The sequence below is a fragment of the Nocardia sp. NPDC049707 genome (genome assembly GCF_040674855.1).
Lineage (GTDB): Bacteria > Actinomycetota > Actinomycetes > Mycobacteriales > Mycobacteriaceae > Nocardia.
In genome coordinates, this window is record NZ_JBFANN010000008.1 from 159,886 (window position 1) to 175,577 (window position 15,692).

General features: G+C 66.1%; 13 protein-coding genes. 8 read left to right on the forward strand and 5 right to left on the reverse strand.

All coding sequences use genetic code 11. The annotated features are described in order from the left end of the window. Positions 1–19 precede the first annotated feature (19 nt). The gene (locus AB0J29_RS10890) at positions 20–1,192 is read right to left on the reverse strand and encodes an MFS transporter (RefSeq protein ID WP_364782743.1); all 1,173 of its coding nucleotides are present in this window, start codon (positions 1,190–1,192) and stop codon (positions 20–22) included. Positions 1,193–1,265: 73 nt separating this feature from the next. Then, the gene (locus AB0J29_RS10895; protein ID WP_364782746.1) at positions 1,266–1,739 is read right to left on the reverse strand and encodes an Rrf2 family transcriptional regulator; all 474 of its coding nucleotides are present in this window, start codon (positions 1,737–1,739) and stop codon (positions 1,266–1,268) included. 544 nt (positions 1,740–2,283) lie between these two features. Between AB0J29_RS10895 and ligD the strand changes: the two genes are divergently transcribed. The 4 genes from ligD to holA all read left to right on the forward strand — a co-directional run bounded on the left by ligD (position 2,284) and on the right by holA (position 8,587). Beyond that, positions 2,284–3,249, forward strand: a complete 966-nt coding sequence (gene ligD, locus AB0J29_RS10900; RefSeq protein ID WP_364782749.1) for a non-homologous end-joining DNA ligase — start codon at positions 2,284–2,286, stop codon at positions 3,247–3,249. A gap of 464 nt (positions 3,250–3,713) precedes the next feature. Next, entirely contained in the window at positions 3,714–4,652 is a 939-nt protein-coding gene (locus AB0J29_RS10905) for a ComEA family DNA-binding protein (protein WP_364782752.1), read from the forward strand. Further along, the gene (locus AB0J29_RS10910; protein WP_364782755.1) at positions 4,649–7,225 is read left to right on the forward strand and encodes a ComEC/Rec2 family competence protein; all 2,577 of its coding nucleotides are present in this window, start codon (positions 4,649–4,651) and stop codon (positions 7,223–7,225) included. The genes AB0J29_RS10905 and AB0J29_RS10910 overlap by 4 nt, the downstream gene beginning before the upstream one ends. A gap of 390 nt (positions 7,226–7,615) precedes the next feature. Next, positions 7,616–8,587, forward strand: coding sequence for a DNA polymerase III subunit delta (holA, locus tag AB0J29_RS10915; protein WP_364782758.1), 972 nt, complete (start codon positions 7,616–7,618; stop codon positions 8,585–8,587). A gap of 189 nt (positions 8,588–8,776) precedes the next feature. On the opposite strand, the gene AB0J29_RS10920 is transcribed toward holA, so the two are convergent. Further along, on the reverse strand, positions 8,777–9,847 hold the full coding sequence (locus AB0J29_RS10920) for an aldo/keto reductase (RefSeq protein ID WP_364782761.1): 1,071 nt from the start codon (positions 9,845–9,847) through the stop codon (positions 8,777–8,779). A gap of 123 nt (positions 9,848–9,970) precedes the next feature. Here AB0J29_RS10920 and AB0J29_RS10925 point away from each other — a divergent pair, with 123 nt between their 5' ends. After that, the gene (locus tag AB0J29_RS10925; protein WP_364782764.1) at positions 9,971–10,882 is read left to right on the forward strand and encodes a helix-turn-helix transcriptional regulator; all 912 of its coding nucleotides are present in this window, start codon (positions 9,971–9,973) and stop codon (positions 10,880–10,882) included. Between the two features lie 59 nt (positions 10,883–10,941). Here AB0J29_RS10925 and AB0J29_RS10930 read toward each other — a convergent pair whose 3' ends face one another. After that, positions 10,942–11,187 (reverse strand): hypothetical protein, encoded by a 246-nt coding sequence (locus AB0J29_RS10930; RefSeq protein WP_364782767.1) that lies wholly within the window; start codon positions 11,185–11,187, stop codon positions 10,942–10,944. 357 nt (positions 11,188–11,544) lie between these two features. Next, positions 11,545–11,805, reverse strand: coding sequence for a 30S ribosomal protein S20 (rpsT, locus tag AB0J29_RS10935; protein ID WP_364782770.1), 261 nt, complete (start codon positions 11,803–11,805; stop codon positions 11,545–11,547). A gap of 281 nt (positions 11,806–12,086) precedes the next feature. Here rpsT and AB0J29_RS10940 point away from each other — a divergent pair, with 281 nt between their 5' ends. From AB0J29_RS10940 to AB0J29_RS10950, 3 genes are read left to right on the forward strand one after another with little or no spacing between them, the layout of a single operon-like run. Then, positions 12,087–13,826 carry a circularly permuted type 2 ATP-grasp protein gene (locus tag AB0J29_RS10940; protein ID WP_364782773.1) on the forward strand — a complete coding sequence of 580 codons (1,740 nt, stop codon included), beginning with the start codon at positions 12,087–12,089 and terminating at the stop codon, positions 13,824–13,826. After that, positions 13,826–14,800 carry an alpha-E domain-containing protein gene (locus AB0J29_RS10945; RefSeq protein ID WP_364782776.1) on the forward strand — a complete coding sequence of 325 codons (975 nt, stop codon included), beginning with the start codon at positions 13,826–13,828 and terminating at the stop codon, positions 14,798–14,800. Before AB0J29_RS10940 ends, AB0J29_RS10945 begins: the two co-directional genes overlap by 1 nt. Further along, the gene (locus tag AB0J29_RS10950; protein ID WP_364782779.1) at positions 14,797–15,639 is read left to right on the forward strand and encodes a transglutaminase family protein; all 843 of its coding nucleotides are present in this window, start codon (positions 14,797–14,799) and stop codon (positions 15,637–15,639) included. Before AB0J29_RS10945 ends, AB0J29_RS10950 begins: the two co-directional genes overlap by 4 nt. Positions 15,640–15,692 lie beyond the last annotated feature (53 nt).

Sequence of the window (15,692 nt, forward strand, 5' to 3'; positions counted from 1 at the left end):
GGTGCGGTCGTGGCACACCTCAGGCGACCGATTTACGGCCGACGTATGCAACGGGAACGGCGAGGACGACCAGGATTCCGCCGAACCAGGCCGTGGTGGTGAGTGAGGTTGTTCCGACGATGAACCCACCGGCTGCCGCACCGAGGGCAATGGAGAGGTTGAAGATCGACACGTTCAGGGCGGTGGCGGCCTCCGCCGCATTCGGTGCGGCACGCATGATCCAGGTTTGTGTGCTCACCGAGACCCCGCCGTAGGCCAGGCCCCACAGCAGCAGGATGCCGACGCCGCCCGCAGGGCCATTGCCCAGCAACGGAATTGCCAGCAGGACCACCGCGAGGCCGATGGCGATGGCGGCCATGGTCGCAAAGGTGCGTCGCGCCACTCGCGCGCCGGCGATGAAATTGCCGGTGATACCGGCCACCCCGTAACCGAGCAGCAGCGCACCGATGAGACCGGGGGCGATCCCGGCCACATCCGTGAGGATCGGGCGAACGAACGTGTAGGCGGTGAAGTGGCCGACTACCACACAGCCGGTGACGAACAGCCCGCAACGGATACCGAGGTTGGTGCGTACCAGATTCGGGAGGCTGCGTAGCGAACTCGCGGTCGACGGCAAGGTGGGCAACGTCGAGACCATGCCGGCCAGGACAAGTCCGGCCAGCACCGCGCCGGCCGCGAAAGCCCAACGCCACCCGGCGATCTGACCGAGTTGGGTGCCAAGCGGGACGCCGAGCACCGATGCGGTGGCAACCCCGCCGAAGATGAGCGAGGTGGCTCGGGGCACCGACTCCGCACGAACCAGGCGAACCGCGAGACTTCCTGCAACGGACCAGAATCCGCCGATACACACGCCGGCAAGAGCACGCGCGGTCAGCAGCACCGGGAAATTGGGCGCCACAGCGGAAATCAGATTGGCAAGGGCGAGGGTGCTCATCAGTCCGCACAGCAGTATGCGTCGGTCGAGACGACCCGCGCCTCCGATGACCAACGGCGCAGCGATCGCCGCCACTACACCGGGAATGGTGACCATGAGTCCGCCGGTGCCGATGGTGACGTTCAGTTGCCCGGTCATCGGCGTGAGCAGGCCGACCGGCAGCATTTCCACCGTCACCATGGTGAAGATGCCCAACGCGACGAGGGCGACGGCGAGCCACTCGCGGGTTGTCGTGCGTGCGGGAAGGGTCGTAGACATCTCGATCCAATCTCTTTCCTGGATATTAGGAGTCCAGAATTGGGGGCATGCGGGAACGCGCCCGAAGAGGTGTTCAAGCAGGCCGATGGAACCAGGCGCGGACGCGCTCGCCCACGCCGGGAGCTTCCTGTTCGGCCTGTGCCGCGATATCGGCGACAGTCCGGGATGCCAGACTCCGGCGCCACGCCAGATCGGCCGCGGTGAACACCTGCTTCACCGCGCACTCGTGCGGGAACTTCTCCGGCGGCCCGCCATCGGGCCCATGCCGCCGGATTTCCTGGCAGGCAAAAGCATTGTCGGGTCCCTCGATCGCGGCCACGATGTCCATGACGGTCACCGTGTCCGCGGGTCGGGCGAACTGGAAACCGCCCCGCGGCCCGGAACGCGAGCTCAGCACGCCGGCCAGACATAGCGCCTGCAAGCGCTTGTTGAGGTAGGCCGTCGGCAGCTCATGGTAGGCGGCCAACTCCCGGACCGAGACCGGATCGGGCCCGGCCCAGAACAGATTCAGACAGCTGTGTACCGCCCACTCGACACCCCCTGACATCCGCATAATTCTGGATACTACATATCCACATCAAGAAGTCCAACCTCGTCTCGATGAACCACAACCTCCCGACAGCGCGCTCTACTGCGGCGAAGCAACACCGAGTGCAGCGCAGCGGTACATAGTCACTGCCGGCCAGATGCATGCGGTACTCGCTCGAACTGTGTTCAGAGAATGGAGAACCCGCGTGGTGTTTCGTCCTACCCTCCGCCTGGCTGCCACCGGGCCGCGCAGCGCTCGAAGTGATTGCGGGCGCAGTGGATCCGCCGCCGTCCGAACAGTGGATCCCCGCCCAGCTACACCGCTGGCTACGGCTCAATATCGGCGGCTTGTGGCTCGCCGAGGTAGAGATCATCCATGCCAGCCGCAATCAGCTGATATGTGTACCTATCCGGCAATGGGCACATCAACACGCGCTTTCGCTGCCACCTGAATAGAGCACCGCGCGCTCCCACGCGACGCCGAGACCGGCCGGTACCATTCAACTGGTTATCTAGCAGCAATTAGAGTGCGCGAGAGGACTGGTGATGGCGACGAGGCGGGTGTGACGAGGCTGCCGCATTACGCGGCGATGCTGGCAGCGGCGGGAAAGCTTCCCGCCGACGATGATCAGTGGGCTTACGAGGTCAAATTCGATGGCATTCGCGCCATCGGCTACGTCGATGACGTTCTGCGGCTGATCTCGCGCAACGACAAGGACATCTCCGCCGCCTGGCCGGAACTCGCGGATATCGCACCCGGGAATCCGAGATTCGTCGTCGACGGCGAGGTCGTCACGTTCACCGCCGACGGCAGGACCTCCTTCGAGGCGCTGCAGCCGCGGATGCATCAGCGCAATCCGGCCATGATCCGCGCTCTGCAGAAGTCCATCCCGGCGACGTACCTGATCTTCGATCTGCTCCACATCGGCGACCGATCCCTGATCGACCTGCCCTACCAGCAGCGTCGCCAACTGTTGGAACAGCTCGGCTTACGCGGCCCGCATTGGCAGGTTCCACCGCGCTTGCACGGCATAGGCGCCGACATACTCGCCGAATCGAAACGCCTCCGCCTCGAAGGCATTCTCTGTAAGCGCCTCGACAGCCCCTACCTACCCGGCCGGCGCAGCCCACGCTGGACCAAGGTCAAAAATATGCGCGACCAGGAGGTCGTCATCGTCGGCTGGCGACCGGGAACCGGCCGGCGCGCGGGCACCATCGGCTCCCTGCTGATGGCAGTGCACGACGACTCCGGAAATCTGGTCTACATCGGCAGTGTCGGCACCGGCTTCACCCAATCCGCCCTCGCCGCCCTGCAGTCCAAACTTCAACCCCTACAACGCGATACCCCCACCGTCAGCGCCGATGTCGGCGACGCCGTCTGGACAAACCCCACCCTCGTCGGCGAAGTAACTTTCACCGAATGGACCGGTGACGGCCGCCTCCGCCACCCCTCCTGGCGCGGCCTGCGCCCCGACAAATCCCCCACCGAAGTCAAACGAGAAACCCAATCCGGCCTCGGTGGTTCATGAGCTCGAACGATCCCGGATGCGGTTCGTCGTGTCATGGATCAATCGCTGGACAACTGCTCGCGCAGCACCGTGCCCAGGGCGACGGGGTCGCGGCCCAGCGGGTTGGCCAACGTCGGGTGGGGAACTCGTTCGCACGGCTGGCGGCGAAGATGCCCAGCAACTGATCCGGTATTGCCGCACCAGTTTTCGCGCCTTCGCGGGCGTGGTTATCCACAGGCTCGCAGTTATCAACAGACTTTTTATTTCGCCTGGTCGGCACGGCTTGCTGACCTTGTCGCAGGACTAGCGTCGCCGCCATGTCACGACATGACGAGCGCGAGCGGATTCGCCGCCGACTGACCGTGCTGACCGAGCGCGTCGGCGCCAGCCGAACGATCGGTACCGGGCGTCCGCCGTCGTCCGACCCCGTAGGTGCTGAGCTCTGTCGAAGTTCGCCCCGTTCGTCGAGGTCCGGAAAAGGGTCGGTGCGCACTGAGCCGGGGCGTGCGGTGGGCGGTGGGCGCTGGGATGACGAGCAGTTATCCGAGGAAGTGGAGTCCCGTCCTGAGAATGAGTGGACCGAGGACGTCGGGTCCGACGACGGTGAGCAGGATTGTGTGGGCCGGGCCGGCGACGTGCGGGCACCGGGTTGGCTGGATGAACCGCAGCGCCGCTCCGCATGGCGGGATCGGCTTGTGCCGGAACGGTTTCGCGGGACTCGACTGGATCCGGGATGGCGGGGACTTGCGACGCTCATCGCGGTCGGACTGGCGTCGGTGGTCGTTGCGGCTGTCGTGGTGTTGCGTGAGCGGCCGGTCGCGCAGCCGGTGCCGCCGCCGTCCGCGGTGCGCATCAGCGGCGGCACGGTACCGGCTGGGCTGTCCGCCAGCATGGCGGCATCATCCGGCGCCGCACCTTCTGCTGTGCCGATATCTGCCAGTCCCGCAACGGAATTGGTGATCAGCGTGGTCGGTCTCGTCCAGCGCGGCGGTCTGGTGCGATTGCCCGCGGGAGCGCGGGTCGCCGACGCGCTCACCGCCGCGGGCGGTGCGAAGGACGGTGCGGACCTGAGCGGACTCAACCTCGCGCAGCGTCTTCAGGACGGCGACCAGGTTCTCGTCGGTCCGAGCGGTCCGAATGCGGGGCCGCAGCTCGGCAGCACCACGATCAGCGCAAGCGGTCGAGCACCAAGCGGCTCGGCATCGAATTCGGCTGCGGCGCAACGTCCGTCGAGCAAGGTCGACCTCAATTCGGCAACCGAAGCCGACCTCGACGCCCTACCCGGTATCGGCCCGATCACCGCCCGCGCGATCGTCGCCTGGCGCACCACGAATGGACGATTCACCGATGTCGCCCAACTCGGCGAGGTCGACGGCATCGGCCCGGCCCGCCTCGCCCGCCTGCGCGATCTGGTGACGGTATGACCGCATTCGAGCGGATATCGGACCGGCCGGGTGATATCGATCGGCGGGCTGCCACCGACGGCGAGCCAGCGGTAGCGGCGGCACCGGTGCTGGACGCTCGGTTGCTGCCTGCGGCGCTGAGTTGTTGGGGCGCAACGATTGTCGCGCTGACGGTGGGATGGACGGCCGGGCTGGTACTGGCAGCCGCGCTGGTGCTGCTGGCCATCGGGCTCTGGGTGGTGCTATTGCGTGCGGTGGCCCATCCCAGTGAGCGGTGGCGGGTGGTCGCCGTGGCCGCGCTTGCCGCGCTGCTGCTAGGTGCCGGGTTCGCGCTGGCCGGGGCGTGGCGCGAGCATCGGGTGGCGACGCATCCGTTGCGCAACACCGTGGTTTCGGTGCGTGTGGTCGTGGTACCCATCGATGACCCGAAGCCGGTGCGGTCCAGTGCATTCGGAGGTGAGCAGCGATGGACCGTTCGGGCACGGTTGCGTGAGTACCGGCAAGGCGTATCGACTGTGCGGGCGGGTGGCACCGTGGTGATTCTGGCCTCCGGCGCGGAATGGGGCGAGCTGCTGCCCGGACGAGCGGTGGAGTTTCGGGCCGAGCCGGAGCCGCCGTGGCACCGCGATCTGACCGTCGCCACGCTGCGCGTCCAGGGATCGCCGGTGGTGGTCGGCGCATTGCCCTGGTGGCAACGCGTCGCCGCCGCGGTACGCACCGACCTCGCGTCGGCGGCACGCGTGCTGCCCGAGCGGCAGGCGGGGCTGTTGCCAGCGCTGGTGGTGGGGGACACCTCCGCGCTATCCGACGAAGTTCGCGAAGAGTTCGAAATCGCTGGACTGCAACATATTTGCGTGGTCAGCGGGGCCAATTTCACGATCTTGTCGGCGGTTGTGCTCGGTGCGCTGCGGCTGCTCACCGTGGGCCCGCGCGCCAGTGCCGTGGTCGCGGCGGCGGCACTGCTGATGTTCATTGTGGTGGCACGTCCGGACCCGAGTGTGCTGCGGGCAGGGGCAATGGGCGCGATCACCTTGCTCGCCTTGCTGACCGGACGCCGGAAACAAGCATTGCCCGCGCTCTGCGCGGCGGTCATCGGTCTGCTCGCGCTGTGGCCGGAACTTGCGGTGCGTGCCGGATTCGGACTGTCGGTACTGGCGACCGCCGGACTGATCCTCTTGGCGCCGAGTTGGGCGGACTGGTTGCGCGGCCGCGGCTGGTGGCGGGTGCCGGCCGAAATCGTCGCGGTATCGGCCGCCGCATTCGTCGTGACGACACCGCTCGTCGTCGCGCTGACCGGACGGCTCAGCCTGGTCGCGATCCTCGCGAATGTCCTGGTCGAACCGGTAATCGCACCGGTGACGGTCCTCGGGGCGGTCGGCACCGTGCTCGCTGCGGCTTGGCCGCCGCTGGCTGAACTGATACTGCGCTGCGCGCAACCGCCACTGTGGTGGTTGCTGTTCGTCGCTGAACATGCGGCGAATGTTCCGGGTGCCGAGATTTCCGTGCGCGATGGGCTCATCGGCGGGGCTATCGCTTGTGCGGCAGTAGTTCTCATCGTGTTGGCATTGCGGTCGGCGATGATGCGCCGCCTCGCCGCTGCCGCACTGCTCGGTGTCTCGGCGGTACTGATTCCGGTCCGCGTTTGGCACCCGGGCTGGCCACCCGCTGGGTGGGTACTGGCCGTCTGTGATGTCGGTCAGGGTGACGGACTCGCCTTATCCGTCGATGACCACACGGCGGTGGTCATCGATGTCGGACCGGACCCACGCACCATGCGCACCTGTCTGAATCGCTTGCGCATCAACCGAATCTCACTCCTGGTGCTGACCCATCCGCACGCCGACCATATCGCCGGGTTGGCCGGTGCCTTACGAGGTCGTTCGGTCGATGCCCTGGCGGTCGGTCCCGGCGAGCTCTCCGGAACAACGGGCAATGTCGAATCCGGACGCGCGGGCGACCGTCGAACATCGAATCCGAACAGATCCGAGGCGGATTCAGGTGAGTCGACGGCCGCTTCCCGCGAACCGCGTTCCCCACGAAATCGGCGCGCATCGGTCAGCGGACCGGAGCAAGTCGCCAGCCTCGCAGCACAGGCGGACATCCCGGTGCAGGAGCTGTCCTCGGGACAGGTACTGCGTTTCGGCGCTGTGGAATTGAACGTACTGGCCCCGGCCCCACTCGCGCACCACCCGACCGGCCAGCCCAGCACCGACGATGCCAATGACCGCTCGATCGTCATCGCCGCCACCACAGCCGCGGGCCGAATCCTGTTCACCGGCGATATCGAGGCCCCGGCGCAACAACGACTGCTGCATTCGGGTGCTCACCTACAGGCCGACGTGCTGAAGCTGCCACACCACGGATCCCGAACGACCACCAAGGAATTCATCGCCGCCGTCCACCCTCGACTCGCCTTGGTCAGCGTCGGTGCCGACAACACCTTCGGACATCCGAATCCGGGAGTGCTCACGGACCTGGCCGATCTGGGGGTTGCGGTCGCGCGGACCGATCAACAGGGCGATGTACTGGTCCTGGGGGAGGGCCGCCAGCTGCGAACCCTGACCGTCCGCCCAACCAGACCGTCGTCGGGATAGCCCAGTGACATGGTCGTGGTGAATAGAAGTGCGGCGACTGTCCGAGCGCCATGACGGCTTCCAGCGCGATCTACTCCGTGCGCAATTCCGAGAAGCCGTCGCGTCGACCCCAGATCAAGGCCTCGCGCAGCACGAACACCGTCCGCCCGATCGGCGTGAGGGTCCTCAGGGGGCGTACGAACGGGTGACAAAAGGCGGAGTGTGTCGGCGGGAGTTGATCGAGGCCACTGCGGCGGGCAACCGGTGTTCACATCGGGCTGGCTGTACTGGTGCCCGTGAGGGTGCGGACCTGTCGGTGCGGAACCGTAGGATGCTCGCCGTGAGCGACCGCAGCGAGCGAACCAGATGCACAGCACCATCGGTCACGCCGGAGCACAGCGAGGTGCGGTCATGACCGAGCGGACTGCGCCGGTGCACCTGGTGCTCGGTGATGAAGAGCTGTTGGTGGAACGGGCCATCGCGGGGATTACGGCGCACGTGCGGACGAATGCGCCGGATCCCGATGCGGTACCCGTCGATCGGCTGCGGGCCGGGGATGCCAGCACCGCGGAACTGGCGGAGTTGTTGAGTCCTTCCCTGTTCGCCGAGGATCGGGTAATCGTGCTCGAGTCCGCGGCGGATGCGGGTAAGGATGCGGTCGCGGTGATCACCGCCGCCGCCGGCGATCCGCCCGATGGCGTGGTGCTCGTGGTGTTGCACTCCGGGGGCGGCCGGGCCAAGGCGCTGGTCCCCGCGCTGCAAAAGGCGGGTGCGCAGGTGCACGAATGCGCCAAGTTGACCAAGGCGGCCGAGCGGGTGGAATTCGTGCGCGGCGAATTCCGCAACGCCGGGGTGCGGGTGTCGAGCGAGGTCGTGCAGGTGATGTTGGAGGCGGTCGGCTCGGATCTGCGGGAATTGTCCGCCGCCTGTTCGCAATTGGTCGCCGATACCGGCGGCAAAGTCGATATCGCCGCGGTGCGCCGGTACTACTCCGGCAAGGCCGAGATCTCCGGTTTCGATGTCGCCGAACTCGCGGTGGCAGGGGATCGGCCCGGTGCGATGGAGGCATTGCGCTGGGCCACCGACCGCGGCGTCCCGCAGGTACTTCTCGCCGACGCACTCGCCGACTCGGTCCACACCATTGCCCGCGTCGGTTCCGCGGGCCGTGGCGACCCATTCAAGCTGGCCCAGCAATTGGGTATGCCGCCGTGGAAGGTGAAGAAGGCCCAAGCCCAAGCGCGGGGGTGGAACCAGGCCAGCATCGGCGCGGCCCTCCAAGTCGTCGCCACGCTGAATGCGGATGTCAAGGGCGGTGCCGCCGACGCCAACTACGCCTTGGAGCACGCCCTCACGCGGATCCTGGACCTGCACTCCGCAAGCTGACGCGGTTCCGTGGCAACAATTGCGAGCGGATCACCGCGTGGCTGGTGTCTTCCTGGCGCGGCGTGCCGAAGTGTTCGCAGCACACCCTATGTAGGTCGTCGTAACGGATGTTGGTCGGAGTTTCCGCCATCTTGTTGACGTCCTGATGCGGTGGTGTGAGTCCGGCTCGCACCACCGCATCAGGGAAACTCAGTCGCGGCCCTCGATTTTCAGGTCGCCGAAAGTCACGCTGCGAGTCATCGGACGGGCCAGCATGTCGTGCGGGAAGCCGAGTTCGATCGCGCTGGCCGCTTGCAGCCGGTCCAGCTGCGCGGCATCGAATTCGACCTCGAGTGCACCGAGGTTGTCCTCCAACTGGGCCGCGGTGCGCGCGCCGATGATCGGCGCCGTGACACCCGGGTTCTGTAGCGTCCAGGCCAGCGCCACCTGCGCTGGCGTCTTACCCAGTTGTGCCGCAACGTCTTTCACCACATCGGCGATGGTGAGGCTGCGTTCGGTGAGCGAGCCGTTGGCGGCTGCCACATTCTTGCGTGTGCCCTGGGGTGAGCTTTCCGCGTCGTGCGCCAGATCGGTGCGGCTGTACTTGCCGGTGAGCACGCCGCTGGCCAGCGGCGACCACGGCACCACACCGAGGCCGAGTTCCCGCGCCATCGGAATGAGATCGCGTTCGACGGTCCGTTCGATCAGGCTGTACTCGATCTGCAGCGCGATAAGCGGCGACCAGCCGCGCAGGTCGGCGATGGTCTGCATGCGGGCGATCTGCCAGGCCGGTGCGTCGGAGATGCCGACATAGAGCACCTTGCCGGCGCGGACCAGATCGTCCATGGCGCGCAGGATTTCCTCGACCGGGGTCAGGAAGTCCCAGGCGTGCAGGTACAGCAGATCGATGTAGTCGGTATTCAGCCGACGCAGGCTGGCCTCCACCGAACCGACCATGCTCTTGCGGTGATTGCCGCCGGAGTTGGGATCGCCCGGGCGGCGCAGCATCGTGTATTTCGTTGCCAACACCAGACTTTCGCGATTGGCGGCGCTGAACTCGCCGAGCAGCTGTTCGGAGGTGCCGTTGGTGTACTGGCTCGCGGTATCGATGAAGTTGCCGCCGCGCTCGACGTAAGCGTCGAAGATCTTGCGGGCCTCGTCCTTATCGGCGCCCCAACCCCAATCGGCGCCGAACGTCATGGTTCCGAGGGACAGCGGAGACACTCGAAGACCCGAGCGGCCGAGCAACCGGTAGGTATCGAGAGTGCGGGTTCCAGACATATCGTGCTCCCGTCATTCGTATTTCGTTTCCGATGCCATCGATTCTGGAACGGCGCGATACCGTGGGTAAGGGAAGGTTCGTCCTGGGAAAGCCAGTCCTAGTCAGCCGTAAGATCGAGGGCTATGACCAGCACGGTGAATGCCACACAGCGGGTCGAGCTCAGGCCCGGAGGCGGTGGCTCGCGTGACCACGGAGCGTCGGGGAGCTCCGCGACTTGGGCACAAGCACTCGCGACCTTTCTGCGCGCTCGGCGCGAGCGACTGAATCCGGGCGATCTGGGTCTGCCCGCGCGCAAACAGGCTCGGCGCACCCCGGGACTGCGCCGCGAGGAAGTCGCCGAGCTGGCGGGTGTGAGCACCGACTACATCGTGCGGTTGGAACAGGGGCGCGGTCTGCGCCCATCCGCGGATGTCCTGGAGGCGCTCGCAGGCGCCCTGCGCCTGGATACCGACGAGCGCGCCTACCTCTTCGATCTGGCCCAGCAGCGCCAGCCGAATGCCGGGAAACCGAGCACCGTCCCCGCACCCGCGCTGGAGCTGCTGGTGCACGATCTGTCGCCATTGCCCGCGATGCTGGTCAATCACCGCTACGACATCCTGGCGTGGAATCCGGAAATGGCCAGGTTGATCGTCGACTTCGGTGCCCTGCCGCCGCGGCAGCGCAACTCCATGTGGTTGTGCTTGTTGGATCCCGCGATGCGCGATTTCTACTGCGACCGGGATCGGATCATTCGCGAGGGGGTCGCCGATCTGCGCGCCGCATGGGCGGCCCACCCCGACGATCAGGAGCTGGCCGATCTGGTCGCCGAGCTCACCGCACGCAGCGAGGAGTTCGCGCAGGGGTGGGCCAGGCACGACGTCAGGGTGCAGGGGCGCGGGAGCAAGCCGCTGCGTCACCCGGAGGTCGGCCCGCTGGTGGTCAATTTCGAAGTACTCATGCCGCTACAGGATCCCGACCAGCGCATCATCATCTATCGCGCGGCCGATGCGGACTCGCAGGCCGCGCTGGATCGCTTGAACGCCGACCTGGGCTGAGTACTCAGCGCCGTCAGAGATCCGCACCCGCTCGGTGCGGGTGCGGATTCGCGGGGTTTCTATTCGGCCGAACTGAGAACCAGCTCGACGTCGTCTTCGGACTCCTCGTACCGGCCCTCCCACTCCTCGTAGACCGGAATTTCCTCGTCCCGGGTGACGATCCACTCCAGCGAGTAGCCGCCCTCCTCATCGGGAACCATGACGTTCTCGATCTTCAGTCCGATGCCTAGGACCTCGGCTGCGCGGATGACATCCGGCAGATCTTCGGAGCGAACCGGCGTCTGATTGGCGTACACGGTAACCATGCGCCGAATCGTAGCGGGAACCTCCGACATGTGGCTGCCCGATCCGAATTCGGCTCGAGGAGTGGGATATGGCGATGACCTGGGGATGTTGCCGGGCCGCCACTTTCCTGCCGGTTTGCCAGGGAAGTCTCGATGACACGGCATCTGCCGGGACGGTTCCGCTCAACGCCCAGGGAGCGGCATCACCACCGAGGCAGAGGATTGCTGAGTTATTGCTGAGGAAAAATCTGAACTGCGGCTACCGAACCGAAAAAGTGATCTTCGCGATAGGCGACGCGGACGACAAAAGCCGCCGTGGTCATCGGGGCCACGGCGGCTGCGTCAACGTATGGGGTACCGCGGGCGGCACCGGGGAGATCAGAGCTTGTTCAGCGCCAGTGCGAGGGCCGACTTCTTGTTGGCGGCCTGGTTGGCGTGGATGACGCCCTTGGAGGCGGCCTTGTCCAGTTTGCGGCTGGCGAAGACCAACTGCTCGGCGGCCTTCTCCTTGTCGCCGGCCGCGGCGGCCTCCCGGAAGCGGCGGATCTGGGTGCGCAGCTCGGACTTGACCGACTGGTTACGCTTGCGCGCCGCCTCGTTGGTGCGGATCCGCTTCATCTGGGACTTGATGTTGGCCACGCCTGTTTCCTCGTGTTCCTGTCGCTGGTGGACGGTGCTGAAAAGTTTGCGAGCGCGCGGTGGCAACCGGAGTAATCAGGTAACGCGACGCCGAAGATCGAGGGTACCAGCCGGCGCGTCGCACACGAAATCACCACCACCCGGCATGCGAAATCGCCACCGCGCGAACGGTTCGATCAGCAACGTTACCGACCCGGAAAAACGGGCGGAAACCCGGAGTGATGCGAGAAATTTACCTGCGTCTCACACAGCATCGATGCTGCATGTAGCACGATTTTTGCATGACCCCCGCCGCGCCGCCACGTTCGGCACGATCACCTGCGCCGACCCGTGCCCGGCCGAACGGGCAGGGGAACGGCAACGGCAGAGCAACCACATCCGGACTGTTCGAGGGCTATCGGCCCGGCCGGTACGCGGACGCCTTCGACGAGATGTTCGACAGCCAGGGCCGGGTGCGTCAGCCATACCGGGGCATCTTCTCGGCGCTGGCACCCATCGACGTAGCCGATCTCGCGGCCCGCTCGGACGCACTCGACCGCGCGTTCATCGATCAGGGCATCACCTTCTCGCTGTCCGGACAGGAGCGGCCCTTCCCACTCGATCTGGTGCCGCGGGTGATCGCGGCCGCCGAATGGGCCAAGCTGGAGCGCGGGATCAAGCAGCGCGTCACGGCGCTGGAGCTGTTCCTCGCCGATGTCTACAGCGAGCAGAACATCCTGCGTGATGAGGTCATCCCGAAGCGGCTGGTCACCTCGTGTCAGCACTTCCACCGCGAGGCCGCCGGACTGGTTCCGCCGAACGGGGTGCGCATCCATGTGGCGGGTATTGATCTGATCCGCGACGAGCGCGGCGACTTCCGGGTGCTCGAGGACAATCTGCGCTCGCCGTCCGGGGTGTCCTATGTCATGGAGAACCGGCGCACCATGGCACGGGTCTTCCCGGACCTGTTCTCCTCGCACCGGGTGCGCGCGGTCGGTGACTATCCGACCCATCTGCTGGCGGCGCTGCGCGCCTCGGCCGCACCGAACGAGGCCGATCCGACGGTGGTCGTGCTCACGCCCGGCGTCTACAACTCGGCCTACTTCGAACATTCGCTGCTGGCCAGGCAAATGGGAGTGGAACTGGTCGAGGGGCGCGACCTGTTCTGCCGCGACAATGTCGTGTATATGCGCACCACGGCGGGGGAGCGCCAGGTCGACGTGATCTACCGCCGCATCGATGACACCTTTCTGGACCCGATGCACTTCCGACCCGATTCGGTGCTCGGCGTCGCCGGATTGGTGAATGCCGCGCGGGCGGGCAATGTGGTCGTCTCCAGCGCGATCGGTAACGGAGTCGGCGACGACAAGCTGACCTACGCGTATGTGCCGACGATCATCGAGTACTACCTCGCCGAGAAACCGGTGCTGCCCAATGTCGATACCTATCGCTGCTGGCTCGACGACGAGCGCGAAGAAGTGCTCGATCGCCTCGCCGAACTGGTGATCAAACCGGTCGAGGGGTCGGGCGGCTACGGCATCGTCATCGGTCCGGTGGCCACGCCACGGGAATTGGAGGCGACCCGGCGCAAGATCAAGTCGGATCCGCGGGGCTGGATCGCCCAGCCGGTGGTGCAGCTGTCTACTGTGCCGACCAAGATCGGAAACGAGCTGGTGCCCCGCCACGTCGACCTGCGGCCCTTCGCGGTCAACAACGGCGACGACATCTGGGTGCTGCCGGGCGGTTTGACGCGGGTGGCACTGCCGGCGGGGTCGCTGGTCGTCAATTCCAGTCAGGGCGGTGGCAGTAAGGACACCTGGGTGCTGGCCGGGCGCACCTCCCCGGCCGATCGTGAGCTCGCGGGTGAGGAGCTGGTGAGCGATCCGCCGCAGTCCGATCGGCGCCAGCTGGGCCGGGAATTGACCGCGGCGCAGGCGAATCAGCAACAGCAGCAGCAACAACAGGAGCAGCGGCTGGGATCGATGCGGCAGAGTCAGCGACTGGGACAAGGCAGACCGCGGCAGGGCCCGGTGATGCGCTGATGCTGGCCCGCAACGCCGAATCCCTGTACTGGATCGGACGATACGTCGAACGTGCCGACGACACCGCTCGCATCCTCGACGTTGCGGTGCATCAGCTGCTCGAGGACGCCACGGTGGATCCGGACCGAACCTCGCGAGTCCTGTTGCGGGTGTTGGGTATCGAACCACCCGAGGTCGAACTCGATGTCTGGTCGGTCACCGACCTGGTTGCCTTCAGCCGCGAGCACGGCAATTCCATTGTCGATTCGATTGCCAATGCCCGCGAAAATGCCAGGGGCGCACGCGAAGTCACCTCCAGCGAGATGTGGGAGTGCCTGAATGCCACCTATATCGGGCTCACCGCCACCGAGAAGGCCGCCCGCAATCTCGGTCCGCACGTGTTCTTCCACTACATCAAGGATCGGGCGGCGATGTTCGCCGGACTCTCCGATTCCACCCTCAGCCGCGACGACGGCTATCGCTTCCTGCTGCTTGGTCGCTCCATCGAACGCGTGGATATGACCGTGCGCCTGCTGCTTTCGCGCGCGGGCGATCGCACCTCGTCACCGGCCTGGGTGACCGTACTGCGCTCGGCCGGTGCGCACGACACCTATCTGCGCACCCACCGCGGTGCGCTCGATGCCAATCTGGTCGCCGAATTCATCCTGCTGGACCGGCTTTTCCCGCGGTCGGTCTTCCATTCGGTGCGGGTCGCCGAGACCTGCCTCGCCGAACTCGATCAGCGCCCGAGCAGCCGGGTCGGCGCGGGCCACGAGGCGCAGCGGTTGCTCGGCCGGGCCCGCAGCGAACTCGAATTCCTGCCGCCCGGTGCGCTGCTGGAGGACCTGCAGAATCGTCTGCTTTCGCTGCAGAAGACCTGTCGCGAGGTCAGTGAGGCGATCGCACTGCAGTACTTCCATGCGGCGCCGTGGGTGGCCTGGACCGATCTGCGCAGCAGCCACGATCACCATGCGCAGGTGGAGGGAGAGTTGTGAGTTGGCGGATCAGGGTGGTGCACACCACCGGTTATGTTTACGACGCCCCGGTTACCCGGTCCTTCAATGAGGCTCGGCTCACTCCGCGTGCGGACAGCAGGCAGAACGTCATCCTGAATCGGGTCGAGACGGTGCCCTCCACCCGGTCCTATCGCTATACCGACTACTGGGGTACCGCGGTCACCTCTTTCGATCTGCATGCGCCGCATACCGAATTGGAGGTCACCGGATCATCGGTGGTGGAGACCGAACCATTCGCCGGTGCGGCCGAGGAGTTGCCCTGGGAGGAGTTGCGCTCCGAATACATCAGTGACCGTTTCGACGAAATGCTCTCGCCCACCGCCTATGTGCCGCAGGACAAGAAGCTGGCCGCGATCGCGAAGCAGCTGGCACGCGGTGTGCCGCCGGCGAAAGCCGTGGTGCGCGCAGCCGAATGGGTACACGACGAAATGAAGTACATCGCGGGTACCACCTCGGTGCATACCTCGGCGGTACAGGCCTTCGCCGAACGTGAAGGCGTATGCCAGGATTACGCGCATCTGACCCTGGTCTTATTGCGCAGCATGGGGATTCCGAGCCGCTATGTCTCCGGATATCTGCACCCGAATCCGGCCGCCGAGATCAATGAGACGGTCGCGGGGCAGTCGCACGCCTGGATCGAGGCCTGGACCGGCGCGTGGTGGGGCTACGACCCGACCAACGATATCGCCATCAACGAACAGCACATATCCGTCGGCGTCGGCCGCGATTACGCCGATGTGCCGCCGCTGAAGGGCATCTTCTCCGGCGGCGGCTCGACCGATCTGGAGGTCGTCGTCGAGATCACCCGGCTCGCCTAGCTGCCCAGCCGGCGTTGGCGATCGGTTGTGGGGCGTTGTAGTGCTCACCCGTC